The 15,699-nt window shown below is 65.0% G+C and carries 20 protein-coding genes and 1 tRNA gene; 8 read left to right on the top strand and 13 right to left on the bottom strand.

The genetic code is table 11. From position 1 onward, the window contains the following. Window positions 1-238: 238 nt before the first annotated feature. From ACE3S9_RS05245 to ACE3S9_RS05230, 4 genes are read right to left on the bottom strand one after another with little or no spacing between them, the layout of a single operon-like run. Window positions 239-1,033 carry an anti-sigma factor gene (locus tag ACE3S9_RS05245; RefSeq protein ID WP_374545385.1) on the bottom strand — a complete coding sequence of 265 codons (795 nt, stop codon included), beginning with the start codon at window positions 1,031-1,033 and terminating at the stop codon, window positions 239-241. Further along, window positions 1,030-1,557 (bottom strand): sigma-70 family RNA polymerase sigma factor, encoded by a 528-nt coding sequence (locus ACE3S9_RS05240; protein ID WP_374545384.1) that lies wholly within the window; start codon window positions 1,555-1,557, stop codon window positions 1,030-1,032. Before ACE3S9_RS05240 ends, ACE3S9_RS05245 begins: the two co-directional genes overlap by 4 nt. A gap of 19 nt (window positions 1,558-1,576) precedes the next feature. Beyond that, window positions 1,577-1,945 (bottom strand): cytochrome c family protein, encoded by a 369-nt coding sequence (locus ACE3S9_RS05235; RefSeq protein WP_374545383.1) that lies wholly within the window; start codon window positions 1,943-1,945, stop codon window positions 1,577-1,579. An 8-nt stretch (window positions 1,946-1,953) separates the two neighbouring features. Further along, window positions 1,954-2,895 carry a metallophosphoesterase gene (locus tag ACE3S9_RS05230; RefSeq protein WP_374545382.1) on the bottom strand — a complete coding sequence of 314 codons (942 nt, stop codon included), beginning with the start codon at window positions 2,893-2,895 and terminating at the stop codon, window positions 1,954-1,956. 169 nt (window positions 2,896-3,064) lie between these two features. On the opposite strand from ACE3S9_RS05230, the gene argJ reads away from it, so the two are divergent. Together argJ and ACE3S9_RS05220 are read left to right on the top strand one after the other, a co-directional pair. Beyond that, complete coding sequence (argJ, locus tag ACE3S9_RS05225) at window positions 3,065-4,312, top strand: bifunctional glutamate N-acetyltransferase/amino-acid acetyltransferase ArgJ (RefSeq protein WP_374545381.1); 1,248 nt, start codon at window positions 3,065-3,067, stop codon at window positions 4,310-4,312. Window positions 4,313-4,412: 100 nt separating this feature from the next. Further along, window positions 4,413-4,814, top strand: a complete 402-nt coding sequence (locus ACE3S9_RS05220; RefSeq protein WP_374545380.1) for a (deoxy)nucleoside triphosphate pyrophosphohydrolase — start codon at window positions 4,413-4,415, stop codon at window positions 4,812-4,814. 30 nt (window positions 4,815-4,844) lie between these two features. Here ACE3S9_RS05220 and ACE3S9_RS05215 read toward each other — a convergent pair whose 3' ends face one another. After that, complete coding sequence (locus ACE3S9_RS05215; protein ID WP_374545379.1) at window positions 4,845-5,123, bottom strand: hypothetical protein; 279 nt, start codon at window positions 5,121-5,123, stop codon at window positions 4,845-4,847. On the opposite strand from ACE3S9_RS05215, the gene ACE3S9_RS05210 reads away from it, so the two are divergent. Further along, the gene (locus tag ACE3S9_RS05210) at window positions 5,103-5,690 is read left to right on the top strand and encodes a GNAT family N-acetyltransferase (protein ID WP_374545378.1); all 588 of its coding nucleotides are present in this window, start codon (window positions 5,103-5,105) and stop codon (window positions 5,688-5,690) included. The genes ACE3S9_RS05215 and ACE3S9_RS05210 overlap by 21 nt on opposite strands. Window positions 5,691-5,886: 196 nt before the next feature. On the opposite strand, the gene ACE3S9_RS05205 is transcribed toward ACE3S9_RS05210, so the two are convergent. The 4 genes from ACE3S9_RS05205 to sdhC all read right to left on the bottom strand — a co-directional run bounded on the left by ACE3S9_RS05205 (window position 5,887) and on the right by sdhC (window position 9,458). Continuing rightward, complete coding sequence (locus ACE3S9_RS05205) at window positions 5,887-6,666, bottom strand: succinate dehydrogenase iron-sulfur subunit (protein ID WP_374545377.1); 780 nt, start codon at window positions 6,664-6,666, stop codon at window positions 5,887-5,889. A 77-nt stretch (window positions 6,667-6,743) separates the two neighbouring features. Beyond that, window positions 6,744-8,576, bottom strand: coding sequence for a succinate dehydrogenase flavoprotein subunit (sdhA, locus tag ACE3S9_RS05200; RefSeq protein ID WP_374545376.1), 1,833 nt, complete (start codon window positions 8,574-8,576; stop codon window positions 6,744-6,746). 74 nt (window positions 8,577-8,650) lie between these two features. After that, window positions 8,651-9,040: a succinate dehydrogenase, hydrophobic membrane anchor protein gene (sdhD, locus tag ACE3S9_RS05195; protein WP_374545375.1), complete on the bottom strand. Its 390-nt coding sequence runs from the start codon at window positions 9,038-9,040 to the stop codon at window positions 8,651-8,653. 10 nt (window positions 9,041-9,050) lie between these two features. Continuing rightward, window positions 9,051-9,458 (bottom strand): succinate dehydrogenase, cytochrome b556 subunit, encoded by a 408-nt coding sequence (sdhC, locus tag ACE3S9_RS05190; protein ID WP_374545374.1) that lies wholly within the window; start codon window positions 9,456-9,458, stop codon window positions 9,051-9,053. Window positions 9,459-9,739: 281 nt separating this feature from the next. Here sdhC and ACE3S9_RS05185 point away from each other — a divergent pair, with 281 nt between their 5' ends. Beyond that, window positions 9,740-10,654, top strand: a complete 915-nt coding sequence (locus ACE3S9_RS05185; RefSeq protein ID WP_374545373.1) for a PHB depolymerase family esterase — start codon at window positions 9,740-9,742, stop codon at window positions 10,652-10,654. 253 nt (window positions 10,655-10,907) lie between these two features. Beyond that, window positions 10,908-11,123: a hypothetical protein gene (locus ACE3S9_RS05180; RefSeq protein WP_374545372.1), complete on the top strand. Its 216-nt coding sequence runs from the start codon at window positions 10,908-10,910 to the stop codon at window positions 11,121-11,123. Window positions 11,124-11,198: 75 nt separating this feature from the next. Here ACE3S9_RS05180 and ACE3S9_RS05175 read toward each other — a convergent pair whose 3' ends face one another. The 3 genes from ACE3S9_RS05175 to ACE3S9_RS05165 all read right to left on the bottom strand — a co-directional run bounded on the left by ACE3S9_RS05175 (window position 11,199) and on the right by ACE3S9_RS05165 (window position 12,975). Then, window positions 11,199-12,248: a MaoC family dehydratase gene (locus ACE3S9_RS05175; protein WP_374545371.1), complete on the bottom strand. Its 1,050-nt coding sequence runs from the start codon at window positions 12,246-12,248 to the stop codon at window positions 11,199-11,201. An 89-nt stretch (window positions 12,249-12,337) separates the two neighbouring features. Next, the gene (locus tag ACE3S9_RS05170; RefSeq protein ID WP_374545370.1) at window positions 12,338-12,661 is read right to left on the bottom strand and encodes a DUF167 family protein; all 324 of its coding nucleotides are present in this window, start codon (window positions 12,659-12,661) and stop codon (window positions 12,338-12,340) included. After that, window positions 12,658-12,975 carry a YggT family protein gene (locus ACE3S9_RS05165; protein WP_374545369.1) on the bottom strand — a complete coding sequence of 106 codons (318 nt, stop codon included), beginning with the start codon at window positions 12,973-12,975 and terminating at the stop codon, window positions 12,658-12,660. Before ACE3S9_RS05165 ends, ACE3S9_RS05170 begins: the two co-directional genes overlap by 4 nt. Window positions 12,976-13,114: 139 nt before the next feature. On the opposite strand from ACE3S9_RS05165, the gene ACE3S9_RS05160 reads away from it, so the two are divergent. From ACE3S9_RS05160 to ACE3S9_RS05150, 3 genes are all read left to right on the top strand, one after another. Beyond that, window positions 13,115-13,190, top strand: a tRNA-Ala gene (locus ACE3S9_RS05160). Window positions 13,191-13,376: 186 nt separating this feature from the next. Further along, window positions 13,377-13,745 (top strand): TraR/DksA family transcriptional regulator, encoded by a 369-nt coding sequence (locus tag ACE3S9_RS05155; protein WP_374545368.1) that lies wholly within the window; start codon window positions 13,377-13,379, stop codon window positions 13,743-13,745. A 237-nt stretch (window positions 13,746-13,982) separates the two neighbouring features. Then, window positions 13,983-14,738 carry a hypothetical protein gene (locus ACE3S9_RS05150; protein WP_374545367.1) on the top strand — a complete coding sequence of 252 codons (756 nt, stop codon included), beginning with the start codon at window positions 13,983-13,985 and terminating at the stop codon, window positions 14,736-14,738. A 39-nt stretch (window positions 14,739-14,777) separates the two neighbouring features. Here the strand turns inward: ACE3S9_RS05150 and ACE3S9_RS05145 are convergent, their stop codons facing one another. Beyond that, the gene (locus ACE3S9_RS05145) at window positions 14,778-15,572 is read right to left on the bottom strand and encodes an alpha/beta hydrolase (protein WP_374545366.1); all 795 of its coding nucleotides are present in this window, start codon (window positions 15,570-15,572) and stop codon (window positions 14,778-14,780) included. Window positions 15,573-15,699 lie beyond the last annotated feature (127 nt).

Raw genomic sequence — 15,699 nt, 5'->3', positions numbered from 1 at the left:
AGGATCAGCTCGAGCGCTTCGTCGCCCAGCGCGCCCAGAGCGAGGCGATCCTGAAACTGCGCGAGGCCGCCAAGATCACCCGCACGGACGAGCCGGCCGACGCCCCGAAGCCGGACGCCGCCAAGCCGGACGCGGCCAAGCCCGACGCCGCGAAGCCGGCCGAAGCGCCGAAGAAGTAAGATCTGGACAGCCCCGCTTCGGCGGGGCTTTTCATTTCGGGGCTCTCACTTTGGGCTGATTACTTGGGGCCCGCGCCCGCGCCCTCGCGCTCGCCCGCCACGGCGGCGCGGAACAGATCGACGAATTGGGCGAGTTCGATCGCCGGCAGATCGGTCACCGCAATATAGGCGCGGTCGGCATCGCTCCAGCGCGCGACGTGAAAGCCGTCGAATCCGGCATTGCGACTCTTGTCCGAATCCGCTTCCGACAGCGGCAGTTCCGTCACTTCGATGCGATGTTCCCGGCGCTTGTAGACCAGGGTCGGGACGATCCTGCCGTCGAGCGCCTCGACGCGTCCGCCGGCGAGCGGAAAGCCTGCTGCGGCGAGATCGACCGCCGTTATGGCCAGTGGCGCGCGACCGGCGAGCCAGGGCTTGACCACATGGCGCTCGCTGGTCGCTATATCCACGCTCTGGCCGGAAATCTGCGTCCGCATGAAGGCGGAAACCAGCGTGCGCTCGGGGTCGGGCGCATTGGGCCGCATCAAAGCGCCGCCATAGCCGAGCACCGCGCCCAGCAGCAGCGAGGCGGCGAGCGCGCGCGGCGGGGCGGCGAAGCGCAGCGGGGTTTTCGCCGGCTGCCGGGTCTGGGGCGGTTCGGCGAGGGCGGCGATGCGGGCGCGCAAAGAGTCGGGGGCGGGCTCGACCGGCGCGGCGCGGCGCAGGGCCTCGTCCAGCGCCTTCAGCCGGGCGTATTCGGCCGCCAAAGCCGGATCCTCGGCGCAGATGCGCTCGAAGTCCAGCATGCCGGCGGCGTCGAGTTCGCCGTCGAGCGCGGCCTGAATCCGCAGGACTTTGTCTTCCGCCTCCGTCACCTTTTGTCTCCCAGAGCTTGCGCCAGCGCCGCGCGGGCGCGGGCGAGGCGCGACATCACCGTGCCAACCGGCGCCTGCGTGGCCGCGGCGATGTCGCGATAGCTGAGGCCGTGCGTGACGCGCATCAGCAGGGTTTCGCGCAAGGGCAGGGGCAGCGCGGCCAGCGCGCCGCGCAAGGCTTCGCCCTCGTCGGCGGCGATCAGCCGCGCCTCGGCGTCGGGACCGGGCGCCGGCGCCGTCAGCCGGCCCTCGCGTTCGAGATCGCCGATATCGGCCGGATTGGGCGGCGCGCGCCGGGCCAGAAAGGTCAGCGCGGCGTTGCGGGTGACCGTCAGCATCCAGGCGCGCGGCTGCTCGATCTCCTGCCGCTCCAAAGCGTTCAGCGCGCGCAGGCAGGCCTCCTGCACGATGTCTTCGGCGTCGGGGCCATTGCCCGCCAGGGCCTTGGCGAGCGAATAAGCCGCGTCGAGATGGGGAAGCGCGACGGCGGCGAAGCGCCGCCGCGCCAGTTCGCTGGCCGTCACGACAGGGCGGTCTCCAACATCATTTCGCGCGCGTCTTCAAATATTCGATGACGTCGGCGCGATCTTGCGCGCTGTCGAGATGATAGAACATTTTCGCGCCGGGCAGGAATTTTTGCGGATCCGTCAGCCACAGGTCGAGCGTCTTGTCGTCCCAGACAACATTGGCGTTCTTCAGGGCGTCGGAATAGGCGTAATCCGGCAGTGAGCCGGCCTTGCGGCCATAGACCCCGCGATGGCGCGGTCCGACCTCGTTCTTGTCGAGCGAATGGCAGTCCTGACAGCCCTCGTAGAGCTCCTCGCCGTGGGCGGCGTCGCCGGCCGCTTGGGCCGAAGGCGCGCCCACGGCGAAGGCCGTCAGCGCGATGAGCAGAAGCGCGGATCGTCTCATCGCCGTTCTCATCCCCCCAGCGCTGTATCGGTAATGGCGAGCCGGGCGTCGCCCGGCGCATAGACGACATCGGTGATGCCGAGCAGCCCGCGCAATTGTCCCGGCGGCACTTTCAGGGGCCCCGGCGCGGGCGCGGTTCCGGGCGCCGGCTGCGGAAAGGCCGTCGAGCGGGCGGTGTGGAAAGTCGCCCGGCCTTCGATCTTCTGCATGGTCTGGTGGATATGGCCGTTCAGCACGGTGACCGAGCCGAACCGCGCCAACAGGGCGAGGGCGGCTTGCGAATCCTGCGTGCCCCAGCCCCATTCCGGCGCGATGGTCCACAGCGGAATGTGGCAGAACAGCACGATCGGCGTGGAATCTTTCTTGTCGCGCAGGTCGTCGGCCAGCCAGGCGAGCTGGTCGGCGCCGAGGAAGCCGAGGCCATTGGCTTTCAGATCGACGACATTGTTGAGCGAGACGAAATGCACGCCCTTGTGGTCGAAGGAATAATAGGCTCCATCGCGGGCGCCTTTGCCGAAGCGCTCCATATAGGCCTTGCTCGTGGCGGCGTCGACGATGTCATGTTCGCCCGGCGCGTAATGGACGTCGCGCTTCAGCCGGCTGATCGCCTTCAACGCGGTGTCGAACTGGCCGGGCTCGGCGGTATGGGTGATGTCGCCGGTGTGGATGATGAAATCCGGCGGCTCGGGCAGGGCCAGAATCTGGTCCAGAGCCTGATTCAGCGTGCCGACGGCGTCGGGATTGACCGGCTTGTCGAAGCCGATATGGCTGTCGGAAATCTGGACGAAAGTGAAGCCGGCGTCCTTCGCCTGGGCCGAGCCCAAAAGCTGCGAGGCGGGCGCGCCGCCGGAAACCGTCCAGACCATGCCGGTCCCCGCCCAGGCCATGCATTCCAGAATTTTTCGGCGGTTCGGGCCGGTTTTTTTCATTTCGGCGTCATGTTCGCGCATGAATCTCTCCTCATCGCGGGATCGCGACAACAAGACTCCGGCGCGGGACGGTTTATTCCCTTGGATTTGAAAAATTCGCCGCAAATCCATTTCGAGGCGCCGATGCGACTTGACGCCTGGAACCAAGCCGACGACTAATCCGCGCCAAGCCAATCGAAGGAAGTCAAATATGGCCGCCGCAGCTCCCGTCTCGCCCCTCGCGCCGAAAAGCTTTGCCGAACTCCCGGCCATCGACGGCGTGCGTCTGGCCGCCGGCGCCGCCGGCATTCGCTATCAGGGCCGCACCGACGTGCTGCTGGCTGTGTTCGACGCGGGCGCGACAGTCGCCGGCGTGTTCACCACCTCCAAATGCCCTTCGGCTCCGGTGGACTGGTGCCGCGACAATCTGCGCGGCGGCCGCGCCCGCGCTCTGGTGGTCAATTCCGGCAACGCCAACGCCTTTACCGGCAAGCTCGGCCGCGAGGCGACCGAACTGACCGCGAAACTGGCCGCCAAGGCGGTTGGCGCCGATGAGGACGAGATTTTCCTGGCCTCGACCGGCGTGATCGGCGAGCCGCTCGACGCCAGCAAATTCGAGGGCGTGCTCGACAAGCTCGCGGCGGAGGCGCGGCCCGACGGCTGGCTCGCCGCCGCACGGGCCATCATGACCACCGACACTTTTCCCAAAGTCGCGACCGCCAAGGCTTTGATCGACGGCGTCGAGGTGACGATCAACGGCATGGCCAAGGGCGCCGGCATGATCGCGCCCAATATGGCGACCATGCTGTCCTATGTGTTCACCGACGCCGCCATTTCGTCAGAGGCGCTGCAAAAGCTGCTGTCCAAAGGCGTCAAGGGCACGTTCAACGCGGTGACGGTGGATAGCGACACCTCGACCTCCGACACGTTGATGCTGTTCGCCACCGGCGCGGCGGCCAAGCGCGGCCAGAAGAAGGTCAAGAAGGCCGGCGACAAGGATCTGGCGGATTTCGCCGAAAAGCTCGAAGCGGTTTTGCTCGATCTCGCCCAGCAGGTGGCGCGCGACGGCGAGGGCGCGCGCAAATTCATCGAGGTGCGGGTGACCGGCGCCGAGGACGACAAGGCCGCGAAAAAGATCGCCTTTTCGATCGCCAATTCGCCTTTGGTCAAGACCGCGGCGGCCGGCGAGGACGCCAATTGGGGCCGCGTGGTGATGGCGGTCGGCAAGGCCGGCGAAAAGGCCGAGCGCGACCTGCTGTCGATCTGGTTCGGCGATATCCGCGTCGCCCATGACGGCCGGCGCGACCCGGATTACGACGAGGCCGCCGCCACCGCCGCGATGAAACAGGACAAGATCGTGATTCGCGCCGATCTGGGGATCGGCAAGGGCGAGGCGACGGTCTGGACCTGCGACCTGACCAAGGAATATGTCGCCATCAATGGCGACTACCGGTCATGAAGACGGTTTGCGCAGGCGTACGCCTGCGAAAGCCGTCTAGGAGCGAATGCGACGCCGAGCTTATGCGAGGGGCGCCGCCCTGGAAGGGCGGCAAATCAACATGAAGCTCGTTCTCGTTGTCGCAGCGGCGCTGATCGACGCCGACAATCGTGTTCTGGTCGCCCAGAGACCCGAGGGCAAGCAGCTCGCGGGCCTTTGGGAATTTCCGGGCGGCAAGGTCGACGCCGGCGAACGGCCGGAACAGGCGCTGATTCGCGAATTGCACGAGGAACTGGGGATTGCGGTGAAAGAGCCCTGCCTCGCGCCGCTGACCTTCGCCAGCCACGCCTATCCGGATTTCCATCTGCTGATGCCGCTTTATGTCTGCCGGCGCTGGGACGGTTTTGCGGCCTCGCGCGAGGGACAGGCCCTGAAATGGCTGCGGCCGCAGCAATTGCGCGACATTCCCATGCCGCCCGCCGATGAGCCGCTGATCCCGCCGCTGATCGAATTGCTGGCCTGAATCGGCCCGCAGGGGACATTCACGGATCGTTCATGCATTCGCGCATAAATGCTTTTCTGCGATGCAACATTGAATCGGAGCCAACGCTTCCTTAATTGTTGCAGCACGGATGCGGTCGAGCCTTGATTCTGACAAAAAACCAAAGGAATCAACGGTTAAAAATGCACAAAGTTCGGGCTTGAACTTTTTGCTGCAATGCAGCATATTCAACCTATGTATGAGGAAGCGTTTTTCGGAGGGTCCGAGCAACAGCGGCCGCGCGCCGCGGAAGGACAAGGAATAACCACTATGGAACAGATGATGATCCATGGCGGCGTCATACGCAGATTATGGCCGGCCGACCTCTCGGCGTTCCGAGAGCACCTATTGCGTCTTGACGCGCAGAGCCGGTATGACCGCTTCGCAATGTCGGTCAACGACGACTTTCTGACCCGTTACGCCGAGCGCTGCTTCGGCATCGACGACGTGATCTATGGATATTACGTCGAGGGAGTCCTGCGCGGCGCCGGCGAACTGCGGGCTGTCGGCAACAATATCATCGGCGGCTCCGTCGAGGCGGCGTTCAGCGTGGAGAAGGACTGGCGCCGTCGCGGCGTCGGCACCGAACTGATGTCGCGCATCGTGCGCGCCGCGCGCAATCGTCGCGCCGACGCGCTCTACATGTCCTGTCTCGCCAGCAACGCCGCCATGCAGGCGCTGGCGAAGAAATTCTCGGCCGATCTGCGGTTCGAGACCGACGACACGACCGGCAAGCTGGTCGCTCGCGACCCGACCCCGGCCTCGGTCTGGAGCGAGTTCGCCGATAATGCGACGAGTTTCGCCACTGCGATGCTCGACCTGCAGACCCGCGTGTTCTCGCTGCAGCCGCGAGCGTAACGCCAATCGAAGGCTGGCCGGCCACGAGGACGGCCCGCGCGCTCATCTCGCGATGACGCCTGGATGACCCCAAAGACTAAAGAAAAAGGCGCGCCCGTCGGGCGCGCCTTTTTCTTTGTCGCTAAAACGCGTCAAAACAAAAACCTGAAGCGTTTCCTTGTTTCCACGAAACAAGGAAACGCTTCAGGCCGGCGGCTCAGACCTGCCGGGCGATCATCATGTTCTTGATTTCCGCGATCGCCTTGGCCGGGTTCAGGCTCTTGGGGCAGGCGCGGGCGCAGTTCATGATGGTGTGGCAGCGATAGAGCCGGAACGGGTCTTCCAGATTGTCGAGACGCTCGCCGGTCGCCTCGTCGCGCGAATCGATCAGCCAGCGATAGGCTTGCAACAGCGCGGAAGGGCCGAGATAGCGGTCGCCGTTCCACCAATAGGACGGGCACGAGGTCGAGCAGCAGGCGCAGAGGATGCACTCATAGAGTCCGTCGAGCTTGTTGCGGTCCTGCGGCGATTGCAGCCATTCCTTTTCCGGCGCCGGGGTCTCGGTCTTGAGCCAGGGCTCGATCGAGGCGTGCTGGGCGTAGAACGTGGTCAGGTCCGGCACCAGATCCTTCACCACCGGCATATGCGGCAGCGGATAGATCTTGACCGGCGCCTTCACGTCGTCGATCGCCTTGGTGCAGGCCAAGGTGTTGGCGCCGTCGATATTCATCGCGCAGGAGCCGCAAATGCCTTCGCGGCACGAGCGGCGCAGGGTCAGCGTCGGATCGACCTTGTTCTTGATATACAGCAGGGCGTCCAGAACCATCGGCCCGCAATCCTCACGATCGACGTAATAGGTGTCGATCGAGGGGTTGCGGCCGTCGTCCGGGTTCCAGCGATAGATCTGGAATTCGGTGAGTTTCTTGGCGTTGGCGGGCTTGGGCCAGCTCTTGCCAAGGCCAACCACGGAATTCTTGGGCAGTGCGAGTTCAACCATCGGGATTGCTCTCTCTCATCGCGCCGGTGAGGGGCGAGAAATGATGGGCCGGGGCCGCGCCCCGGCCGGGATTGACCTCAATAGACGCGCGCTTTCGGCTCGATATAGCTGACCTCGTCCGTCATGGTGTAGCTGTGCACGGGGCGGTAATCGAGCGACACGGTCTTGGCCTTGTCGTCGATGGTCGCCAGCGTGTGCTTCATCCAGTTGACGTCGTCGCGATTCGCATAATCCTCGCGGGCGTGGGCGCCGCGCGATTCCTTGCGGTTCTCGGCGCCGACCATGGTGACGACGGCCTGGACGATGAGATTGTCGAATTCCAGCGTCTCGATCAGGTCCGAGTTCCAGATCAGCGAGCGGTCGGTGACGCGCAGATCGTCGCGGCCGGCCCAAACGTCGTGGATCAGCTTGACGCCTTCCTCCAGAACCTCGCCGGTGCGATAGACCGCGCAATTGTTCTGCATCACCTTCTGCATTTTCAGGCGCAGGTCGGCGGTCGGCGTGCCGCCATTGGCGTGGCGGTAATGGTCGAGGCGCGACAGAGCGAGATCGGCCGAATCCTCCGGCAGATTGGGCTGTTTGGCGCCCGCCTTGATGATTTCGGCGGCGCGCAGGCCGACGGCGCGGCCGAACACCACCAGATCGATCAGCGAATTGGAGCCGAGGCGGTTCGCGCCGTGGACGGACACGCAGGCCGCCTCGCCCACAGCCATCAGGCCGGGCACCACCACATCCGGATCGTCGCCGACCTTGGTCAGCACTTCGCCGTGATAGTTCGTCTGGATGCCGCCCATATTGTAGTGGACGGTCGGCAGAACCGGGATCGGCTCGCGGGTGACGTCGACGCCGGCGAAGATCTTGGCGCTTTCCGAAATGCCGGGCAGGCGCTCGTGCAGGATCTTCGGGTCGAGATGGTCAAGATGCAGGAAGATGTGATCCTTGTTCTTGCCCACGCCGCGACCTTCGCGGATTTCCATGGTCATGGCGCGCGAAACCATGTCGCGCGGCGCCAGATCCTTCACGGAAGGCGCATAACGCTCCATGAAGCGTTCGCCGGACGAATTGGTCAGATAGCCGCCTTCGCCGCGCGCGCCCTCGGTGATGAGGCAGCCCGCGCCATAAATGCCGGTCGGGTGGAACTGGACGAATTCCAGATCCTGGATCGGCAGGCCGGCGCGGAGAATCATGCCGCCGCCGTCGCCGGTGCAGGTATGGGCCGAGGTCGCCGAGAAATAGGCGCGGCCATAGCCGCCGGTCGCCAGAATGACGAGCTGCGAACGGAAGCGGTGGATGGTGCCGTCGTCCATTTTCAGGCAGACGACGCCGCGCACCGCGCCCGAGGCGTCGCGGATCAGGTCGATGGCGAAATATTCGATGAAGAATTCGGTCGAATTCCGCAAAGCCTGGCCATAGAGCGTGTGCAGCATGGCGTGGCCGGTGCGGTCGGCGGCGGCGCAGGTGCGCTGGGCCGGCGGGCCCTTGCCGAAATCGGTGGTCATGCCGCCGAACGGACGCTGGTAGATCTTGCCGTCGACAGTGCGCGAGAACGGCACGCCCCAGTGCTCCAGCTCATAGACGGCGGCCGGAGCGTTGCGACAGAGATATTCGATCGCGTCCTGGTCTCCGAGCCAGTCGGAGCCCTTGACGGTGTCGTACATGTGCCATTTCCAGTTGTCCGGCCCCATATTGGCCAGCGAGGCGGCGACGCCGCCCTGCGCCGCCACCGTATGCGAACGGGTGGGGAAGACCTTGGAAATGCAGGCCGTGCGCAGGCCCGCCTGCGAGCAGCCGACGGTCGCGCGCAGACCCGCGCCGCCCGCGCCGACCACCACGACGTCGAAAGTGTGGTCCACGATCGGATAGGCCTTGCCGCCGATGGCCGCCTTGGCTGTGGCGTCGTTCGATGCCATTGGATGAACCCTTAAACCGGAATTGCGGAGGACGGCGCGGCGCGAGCCTCAGGCCCGCCGCGCCCTGGCGAAGATCAGGTGAAGCTCAGGCGGAGCACCGCATAGATCGAGGCGGCGCCGAGCACCAGCCCGAAGCAGATATTGGCCATCAGAGCCAGATGCTTCGGATGTTCGGCGTGGATGTAGTCCTCGATGATGACCTGCATGCCGAGCGTCATGTGATAGATCCCGACGCCGACGAACAGCAGCAGCAGGATGGCGGGGCAGGGCGAGCCGAGCAGGATGCGCGCGCTCTGGTAGTCGCGGCCGGGCAGCGACAGCACGATCAGGATGAAGGCGATCGTCAGCGGCAGCAGCGCGAAGGAGGTCAGGCGCATCAGCCAGGCGTGATGCGTGCCGGATTTGGCCGAGCCGAGATGGCTCACACGGGCGCGAGGCGTCTGGAGCGTGGATTTCTGGGACATCGTTCAGGCCTCAGCGAATGATGAAGGAGACGATCCACAGCAGGACCGTCGCGGCCGCGGCGGCGGCGACCGAGCCATAGGCGAGCCTGTCGCGCGCTTCCGGCTCGAAGCCCTTGCCCGCGTCCCAGATCGCATGGCGCAGGCCGCCGAACAGATGGAGCAGCAGCGCGAAGGTGTAGCCGAACAGCACGAGCTGGCCGATGAACGAATGGAACAGCGCCGAAACGGCGTTGAAGGTCGGCGCGTCGCTGGCGGCGGCGAGCAGATAGACGGCGAGCAGCAGCGTGCCGACATAGAGCGCGGCGCCGGTGACGCGGTGCGCGATCGACACGGCCATGGTCGGCGACCATTGGTAGATCTGCAAATGGGGGGAGAGCGGGCGGCGCTGCTCCAGCGGGATCGGGCTGGGATCGGCCATGGAATTCACCCTTCCTGTTCGGACTGACATGGTCAGGTTCCGCGAGAGGCCCGAAGGGCCCGCGAAATCTAAATTAAACCTAAGAGGTCGGACACTCTCACTAATGGAAACGCGTGCGCTGCGCAATGCGATCAGCCTCAGTCCTTTGGTTGACGGGCCGGCTGGTCGATGGGTCTGCTGGACGGCGCCTCACGATTGAGCAATTTTCTCTCCCTGGTCGGCCGGGCGTCTTGCTTTCGCAACGCAAAGAAGCGAAACCTAGGGCGGTTGGAGTGCGCACGGTGAAACTTCTTTCTTCGCTCTGGGCCGCGGGCGCGGCCGGCCTGCTGGCTTTCGCCGCGATGGCGCTGACGTGTTCCGCGCCGGCTTCGGCGGCGCGACTCACCATCCAGTCCGGCGGAACCGTGCGCTCCGCCGTGGTCGTCGTGCATGAGCGACTCAAGCTGCGGCGCCGGCCGCTGGTCATCATCCTGCATCCGGCCGGCGGCGTCAGCGTCCGCGCGCACCGCCACGCCGGCCTTGAGGAAATTGCGGAATCGAGCAAGCCGGTCTTCCTCTATCCGGACGCCTTGGGCGGCGAATGGCCGGTCGCGGCGGGGCCGGACGCCGATCGTGACGTGAAATTCCTGCGCGATCTGGTCGAGCGCTTCATCGGCGAGGGCTCGGTCGACCCGCGTCGGATCTATCTCATCGGCGAGGCCTCCGGCGGCGCTCTCGCCTATCGCGCCGTCTGCGCCGGCATCGGCCGTCCGATCGCCGGCCTCGCCACTCTGGGCGCCGGCATGCCGACCGATCTCGCCAATTGCGCCGCCAATCCGATCGCCTTCATCGCGGTCAATCACGTCGGCGATCCGCGCGTGCCTTTCGCCGGCGGTCCGGCGAAATTCGGCGAAAGCGCCTTCGACGTCCTGCCCGCCGAAACCGCGCTCGCGGTTTTCGCCAAAAACGCCAGCTGTTCCGCCAAGCGCGACGACCGGCCGCTGGCGGATCCGCGCGGAGGGCCGCGCGCGCCGCGCGGCGCGATCCTGTCCTATTCCGGCTGCAAGGCGCCGGTCGAGCTGGTCAGGCTCGAAGGCACGGGGATGCGGCTTTCGAGCCATTTGCTGAACCATACTTCCGAGCCCTATGGCGACGAAGGGCCCGAATTCGATTCCGCGCGCAAAGTGTGGGATTTCCTGAAGCGCAACGGCGCCTGATCCGTCCCGCGCGTTGGGCCGGATTTGATCCACGTCATTGCGGCGTCGGCGCGCAAAACGTCCACGACCCCGCAATAGCGCTTTAGGCCTCTTTTTTTCCTGAAAATTCCATAGTAAGGCAGAGGGCGCGCGCGGCCGCCGCTCGGTCGCGACCTGTTCCCAAAGCCTGCGTCAAATCGCCGCATCCCCGGAATTCGCGGTCGTTCGACGTTTTTCCAGCCCGGCCCTTGGGCCGCATTTTCGCGAGGATCCCATGAGCAGCGACGCCACCATCGCCAAAGCCGCGCACGTCGTCCCGGCCGACAATTCCGAAGCCAAGGCCATCAAGGTCTTCATCGCGATCGTTCTGGCGGTCATCGCCGTGGCGGTCGTCCTCGGCCTGACCTTCGGCCTGGCGGGCATCGGAGCCCTCGCCATTGCGGCGGCGGGCGCGATGCTGGTGATTTGCGTCGTCCTGACCGCCGGCTGATCGCGGTTTTCGCGAGCGCAAAGAAAAAGCCCCCGCGGCCTTGGCCGTGGGGGCTTTTCTTTTGTCTGAACGTGTTCAGCGCGGGATCAGCGCCCAATAATCCAGATCGAGAATCACGCTCGGATCGTAGCCGTCGCCCTGTTTGAACGGATGGGCGGCGGTCGGCTGGTCCTTGGTCGCGATGGTGCGCAGGCGCAGGGCGCCGACATCGTCGCGGCCCGGAATTTCGGCGCGCTCCAGCACTTCCGTCCAGGCGAACACGGTCAGGCCGGCGAACAGGGGGCTGACATGGCGGCCGCCATTGATCGCGGCGATGTGGAACGCGTTGCCGAGCCCGTTGAAGGTCAGGCCGCGCGCCAGCGAAATCACATGGCCGCCATAGATCAGGCGGCGGCCGAAACGGCCCTGGCCCTCGGTATATTGATTGAAATGGACCTTGGCCGTGTTCTGGTAGAGGCGGGTGGCGAGCTGGTGCTCGGCCTCCTCGACGGTCATGCCGTCGACATGGTCGATCTTCTCGCCGGGCAGATAATCGCCCCAGCGGTGAGTCGAGCCGGCCAGCGCCAGATCATATTTGCGCGGATCAATGATCGGCAAGGCGTCGCCGAGCTGGTCGGGCGCCAGCGCGCGCGGCAATTGCGGCGTGACTTCCGCCGGCGCCGGGGATTTCGGGTCGCGCTTGCGCACCATCACCCAGCGCACATAGTCCAGCACCACGTCGCCGCGCTGGTTGAAGCCGCGCGAGCGGACATAGACCACGCCGGTCTGGCCGTTGGAATTTTCCTTGAGGCCGATCACTTCGGATGTCGCCGACAGGGTGTCGCCGGGATAGACCGGAACCAGGAAGCGGCAGTCCGCATAGCCGAGATTGGCGACGGCGTTGAGCGAAATATCCGGCACGGTCTTGCCGAACACGATGTGGAACACCAGCAGATCGTCGATCGGGCTGCGCGGATAGCCGATCGCCTGAGCGAAAGCGTCGGACGACTGCACGGCGAAACGGCCGCCATAAAGCGCGGTGTAGAGCGCCACGTCGCCAACCGTGACGGTGCGCGGCGTCGCGTGGACGATCACCTGGCCGAGCTGAAAATCCTCGAAGAAATTGCCGGAATTGGTCTTGCTCATGGACGCCCCCAATCTGCTGCGGCGCAGCGCGGATTCCTGTCCTGCTTAGGGCAGGACGGCGCGTCTTGGCAATGGGCCGGTTGGCGGGTTCAGGGAAACAAAGCGGCGAGCCGTTCGGCCAGTGAATCGGAATCGCCTTCGAGCAGCAGGGTTTTCTGCCGCGCGGTCGCGCCCGCCGTCAGCCGGATGCGCGAGGCGGGATGTTTGAGTTGCTTGGCGAGCAAGGCGATCAGGGCCTCATTGGCCTTGCCGTCCTCGGGAACCGCACGCACCCGCGCCTTCAGCACGCGGGCGCCGTCGGCGCGCGTTTCCACGCCCTCCAGCGCGTCGCGCGAGGATTTGGGCGTCAGCCTCACGTGAAGCTCGACGCCCTCGGCGCGGCGGGTCCAGCAGCTCGCGGCGGGCGCGCTCACATCGTCGAGGCGAGCAGGGCGCGCGCCAGCGCCGCCAGCTCCATCTGGATGAAGGAGAGCAGCAGCAGCAGCACGATCGGCGAAATATCCATGCCGCCGATGGGCGGCAGGAAGCGGCGGATCGGGCGCAAAGCGGGCTCGGTCAGGGCGTTGACGCCGTTCCAGACCGAGCGCACGAAATCGTTGCGCATATTGATCACGTCGAAGGCGAGCAGCCAGGACATGACGGCCATGACGATGATGACCCACCAATAGAGGTCGATCGCCATATTGAGCACCTGGAAGACAGGCACGATGAAGGCTGCGGCGGACATTGCGACTCCGGGCCGGGGTTCGGACGCCCGCTATCTAAGGCTTTACGACCGCGCGAACAAGTTTTCCAAGATTTCATCCGGAAAACATTCGCGCGCATTGACAGGATGGCGCGCGCGCCCTAAACACCCGCTCCGGAGCGGGGCTGTAGCTCAGATGGGAGAGCGCTGCAATCGCACTGCAGAGGTCAGGGGTTCGAATCCCCTCAGCTCCACCAAAATTCAATCGAAATTGCGTTTGATTTGTCGACTCGCGCCGGAAATCGTTGACGATGGCGATAGGGCGATTTGGCAGCCGCAAGTCGAATCGCTTCATTGCCAAGAAAGAGATATCAAGGAACGCGTAGCGGCCGGATAGGAGCGCCGCCCTTGAAGCCGCTGACGTCATGTTTTCCTGAAAGAAAATGGCGGGGCGGGACGGAAAAGAACCCGATCAGCATTGGAAGCGAAACGTCATGGACAAGCATGAAGATATTGCGAAGGCCCTGCAGAGCCGTCTTGTCGAGCTGACGGGCAATGTCGCGGATATCGATACCGAGCTGCGCAGTTCGCTGCCCGCCGATTGGGAAGAGCAGGCGACCAAGCTCGAAGACCAGGATCCACTCGAAGGCATCGAAAAGTCGAAGCTTCAGGAAATCGGGCAGATTCGCGCCGCGCTGCAGCGGATCGCCGACGGCCATTACGGCGTGTGCGTCGAATGCGGCGAACGGATCGATCCCAAGCGTCTGAAGGCGCAGCCCACGGCGACGCGGTGCATCGCCTGCGCGAAATGATTTCAAACTGAGCTGAGCGCGTCGAACGACGCGCGAGGCGTCCTTGCGCCGCTTGGCCCTCGGGCGAAAGAACCAGCCTCGACCTGATGGCGCGTCAGCTAAATTTACGCGCCGCTAATTTCTTCTGATCTACATTCATTCCAGTTTTTTCGACCCGTTTTGTGTCGTGGAATTGGTTTATATTTTATGAAGACATTTCCTTTGCTTATAAGCTCAGGCGTCATTCTGGCTGTTGCAATGAGCCTCGCGAATATGGCGCCTTTGTTGGTCTTCCGGCCGCCGGCCGTCCAGCAGGTGGAGATCGTCCCGCCCGATCCCGGAATGCTTCGGGTCGCCAACCAGATGTATCTCACCCGATATCAAAACGGCGATCAGCTCATTCCGCTGACGGAAAGCCTCAAAACATTGCAGAGCCTTTCGGCGCCGTCTGGCGACGCGCAGCGCTATAACCGCGCCCTCAATGTTCTCGTCGTCAATCTGTCGGAACCGCCTGCGGCTTCGCCGGAGATCGCTCTTGACCTCCGCGAAGCCGGCGACGCCGGCTTCCTGATCATATCGAACGGGCCGGTCGCCTGGACGATTCATGGCGCGCCTGCCGGCGCCATGGCGAAGCTGGCTTTCGAAAGCGAAGCGCCGCTGATTCTCCGGAACGCGCCGCCGGGCATCGTCGCGGGCTTCCATATCCGCGCTTTCGGATCTTACGATGTCGTCACCCCGGCCGATTATGCCCAATCGGAGCAACCGTGGCGTTTCCCGGTGTTCTGCTCGGCGATCCGAAATTGGTCGTCTTATTTTGGCGTCCCGTTCGACCAGGTGCGGATCTGGTCCTATTACCAGTCGCCGGAATATCATCTGCGTTCGACCGCGATTGCCGCCGACGGTCGCGATCTGCAATGGCCCAAATCGATCGCCGTCCAATGCGCGCCCCGTCCGGCGCCTCCGGTCGATCCTCCCGCGCCGCCGGTTCAACGGGTCAGACGGCGCTATTATTGAATCGACGCCGGCGCCTCTTCCCCTGCTCCGCCGAGCCGCTCATTTCGCCTTTGTTTCATCGTCAAACCGTTCGATCGCCTGTTTCAGCGCTGCGAGATCCTGCGGGCGCGACAGGCGATGGTCGCCGTCCTTGATCAGCGTGATCGTCGTCGGGTCGGAGGCGAGGCTTTCCACCAGCCGCATGGCGTGGGGCCAGGGCACGTCGGGGTCGGCCATGCCCTGCAGGATCGTCACCGGACAAAAGGCGCGGATTTCGCCGCCGAACAGGCTGTTGCGGCGGCCGTCCTCGAACAGCTCCCGGGTCAGGGGATAGCCCTCGCCATAGGCGTTGGCGGGCCGCATCCACGCGCCGTCGCGCGCGATGGCCTGCCGGACCGGGTCCGGCAATTGCGGCCAGAGCAGTTCTTCCGTGAAATCGACCGCCGGAGCGATCAGGACCATGCCGGCGAGGCGTTCGGTTTCGCCGGCTTGCGCCAGGGCGCGGGCGAGCAGCAGGGCGACCCAGCCGCCCATCGACGAGCCGACCACGATCTGCGGCCCTTGCGTCAGCGCGCGGAACACGGCCAGCGCCTGCGCCGCCCAGAGCCCGATCGTCGCCTCGCCGAAGGCGCCTTCGGATTCGCCATGGCCGGAATAATCGAAGCGCAGGCAGGCGCGGCCTTGCTCCGCCGCGAGCTTATCGAGAAATTCCGCCTTGGTCCCGCGCATGTCGGAGCGGAAACCGCCGAGCCAGAACAGGCCGGGCCGGTCGATGTTCGGCCTGGCGGGGCGGGAGAGATAAGCGAGGCGCGGCGCGCCCGCGGCGGTCTGGAGAAAAGCGGCGGGCTGGGTCATGAGGCGGTCGGTCCCGGTGCGATTGGGCCGAGCCGGCGGGTCTGGCCGCCGGCCGGCCGGTCCATCGGTCATTTTTCGACGCCCGATGGTATATGGTTCGTCAGATGATTCGCTGCTTGTAATGCGG

The sequence above is a fragment of the Rhodoblastus sp. genome, assembly GCF_041915505.1.
GTDB lineage: Bacteria > Pseudomonadota > Alphaproteobacteria > Rhizobiales > Beijerinckiaceae > Rhodoblastus.
Note: the sequence above shows the minus strand (reverse complement) of the source record. Positions and strands in the feature narration are given on the sequence as shown.